The organism is Streptomyces sp. FH025, from assembly GCF_017427025.1.
Classification (GTDB): Bacteria; Actinomycetota; Actinomycetes; order Streptomycetales; family Streptomycetaceae; genus Kitasatospora.
The window spans coordinates 1-3,045 of the sequence record NZ_JAFLNG010000820.1 but is presented as its reverse complement, the minus strand read 5'-3'; the positions used below and the strand labels follow the sequence as shown (position 1 = coordinate 3,045).

The window sequence follows — 3,045 nt, the reverse complement described above, 5'->3', positions numbered from 1 at the left end:
GGCATGCGAGGATTCGATCCATCAGCCTGACAAAGGAGTGCAGCGAGTGCCCGGCACCAACCTGACCCGCGAGGAGGCCCGGACCAGGGCCGGCCTCGTCCGGGTGGACGCGTACGACATCGAGCTCGACCTCAGCACGGCGCGCGAGGGCGGCACCTTCCGGTCCACCACGGTGGTCCGTTTCAGTGCCACCACGCCCGGTGCGGACAGTTTCATCGACCTCGTCGCCCCGAGCGTCGAGTCGATCACCCTCAACGGCGCGCCGCTCGATCCGGCGAGCTTCGTCGACAGCCGTATCCCGCTGCCGAACCTGGCCGCCGAGAACGAGCTGCGCGTGGTCGCCGACTGCGCCTACACCAACACCGGTGAGGGTCTGCACCGGTTCGTCGACCCGGTCGACGGCGAGACCTACCTGTACACCCAGTTCGAGGTGCCGGACGCCCGCCGGGTCTTCGCGAACTTCGAACAGCCGGACCTGAAGGCCTCGTTCGCCTTCACCGTGACCGCCCCCAGCGGCTGGGTCGTGGTCTCCAACTCGCCGACCCCGGAGCCGGTCGGCGAAGGTGCCACCCGGGTCTGGAAGTTCGAGCCCACCGGCCGGATCTCCAGCTACATCACCGCGCTGATCGCCGGCCCGTACGTGGGCGTCTTCGACGCCTACGAGAACGGCGAGCAGCGCGTCCCGCTGGGCGTCTACTGCCGGCCCTCGCTGCGCGAGTTCCTGGACGCCGAGGCGATCTTCGAGGTCACCCGGCAGGGTTTCGACTACTTCCAGGAGAAGTTCGACTTCCCGTACCCCTTCGCCAAGTACGACCAGCTCTTCGTACCGGAGTTCAACGCGGGTGCGATGGAGAACGCGGGCGCCGTCACCTTCCGTGACCAGTACGTGTTCCGTTCCAAGGTCACCGACGCCGCCTACGAGGCGCGCGCCGCGACGATCCTGCACGAGCTGGCCCACATGTGGTTCGGCAACCTCGTCACCATGGAGTGGTGGAACGACCTCTGGCTGAACGAGTCCTTCGCGACCTTCGCCGAGGCCGTCTGCCAGGCCGAGGCGCCCGGCTCCAAGTGGCCGCACTCCTGGACCACCTTCGCCAACCAGATGAAGACCTGGGCCTACCGGCAGGACCAACTGCCGTCCACCCACCCGATCATGGCGGAGATCAACGACCTGGAGGACGTCCAGGTCAACTTCGACGGCATCACCTACGCCAAGGGCGCCTCGGTGCTCAAGCAGCTGGTGGCGTACGTCGGCCAGGACGCCTTCTTCCAGGGCGTGCAGGCGTACTTCAAGCACCACGCCTGGGGCAACACCCGGCTCAGCGACCTGCTCGGCGCCCTGGAGGAGGCCAGCGGCCGCGACCTCAAGGCCTGGTCGAAGGCCTGGCTGGAGACCGCCGGCATCAACGTGCTGCGGCCGTCGATCACGCTGAACACGGACGGTGAGATCGAGTCCTTCGCCGTGCTGCAGGAGGCGCCCGCGCTGCCCGCCGGCGCCAAGGGCGAGGCCGTGCTGCGGCCGCACCGGATCGCCATCGGCCTGTACGAGCTGGTGGACGGCTCGCTGGTGCGCACCGAGCGGATCGAACTGGACGTCGACGGCCCGCGCACCGAGGTGCCGCAGCTGGTCGGACGGCACCGGCCGGCCGTGGTGCTGCTCAACGACGACGACCTCTCGTACGCCAAGATCCGGCTGGACGAGGACTCGATGGCCGTCGTCACCGAGAACCTCGGCGGCTTCACCGAGTCGCTGCCGCGCGCGCTGTGCTGGGCCTCCGCCTGGGACATGACCCGCGACGGCGAGCTGGCCGCCCGCGACTACCTGGCGCTGGCGCTGTCCGGCATCGGGCGGGAGACCGACATCGGCGTGGTGCAGTCCGTGCAGCGCCAGGTCAAGCTGGCCCTGGACGCCTACGCCGACCCGGACTGGAGCGAGCAGGGCCTGGCCCGCTGGGCCGCCGCCGCCGAGGAGCACCTGCGGGCCGCCGAGCCGGGCAGCGACCACCAGCTGGCCTGGGCCCGCACCCTGGCCTCGGTCGCCCGTACGGACGGTCAGCTCGGGCTGCTCGCCGGGCTGCTGGACGGCTCGGTGGAGGTCAAGGGCCTGGCCGTGGACACCGAGCTGCGCTGGACGCTGCTGGCCCGGCTGGCCGCCACCGGCCGTGCGGACGAGGCAGAGATCGCGGCCGAGCTGGAGCGGGACAACACCGCGGCCGGCCAGGAGCACGCGGCCAGCTGCCGGGCCGCCCGGCCGACCGCCGAGGCCAAGGCGGAGTCCTGGGCCGCGGTGGTGGAGTCGGACAAGCTGACCAACTACGTCCAGGAGGCGGTGATCGCCGGCTTCCAGCAGACGGACCAGCGGGAGCTGCTGGCGCCGTACACGGAGAAGTACTTCGCGGCCGTGAAGGGCATCTGGGAGACCCGCAGCCACGAGATCTCGCAGCAGATCATCGTCGGGCTGTACCCGTCGATCCAGGTGTCCGAGGCGACGCTGGAGGCCACCGACGCCTGGCTGGACTCGGCCGAGCCGGCCCCCGCGCTGCGGCGCCAGGTGGTCGAGGCGCGGGCCGGGATCGAGCGCGCGCTCAAGGCCCGGGCCGCCGACCGGGCGGCGGGCGCCCGATAGGCCGTGAACCGAGCGTGAACGCCTGAAGGGGCGCCGGACGAAATCGTCCGGCGCCCCTTCGGGTTCGTGCGGGTCCTGGTGGACGCGACGGTTACTTCTTGCCCTTGCCCTTGCCGTACGGCAGACCGGCCAGCGCGCCGATGATCACGAACGCGACGATCGGGAGCAGCACGAACAGGCCGAGGGTCTGGCCGACGCCCAGGCCGGAACCCGGGTCGTCACCGTCGTCCCTGGTGAGGGCCATGGCGGGCGACGACAGCAGCATCATCAGCGTGACCGTTGCGGAGACCGCGCCGGCTCGCAAAGCGTTCCTCTTGTCCACGATTCCAACTTACCCGTCACTTATGGGGCGGCGCGCGTCGGGGTCGGGCCTGCGGTTCCGGGGCCTCCGGTTCCCCGCTGGTTCCGGCTTCGGGCGC

The 3,045-nt window shown here is 70.6% G+C and carries 2 protein-coding genes; one reads left to right on the top strand and one right to left on the bottom strand.

Annotated features, from left to right (window positions below):
* Positions 1 to 46 precede the first annotated feature (46 nt).
* On the top strand, positions 47 to 2,626 hold the full coding sequence (gene pepN / locus J0670_RS34365; RefSeq protein ID WP_207816318.1) for an aminopeptidase N: 2,580 nt from the start codon (positions 47 to 49) through the stop codon (positions 2,624 to 2,626).
* A 91-nt stretch (positions 2,627 to 2,717) separates the two neighbouring features.
* Here pepN and J0670_RS34360 read toward each other — a convergent pair whose 3' ends face one another.
* Positions 2,718 to 2,948, bottom strand: coding sequence for a hypothetical protein (locus J0670_RS34360; protein ID WP_207816311.1), 231 nt, complete (start codon positions 2,946 to 2,948; stop codon positions 2,718 to 2,720).
* Positions 2,949 to 3,045: the final 97 nt, after the last annotated feature.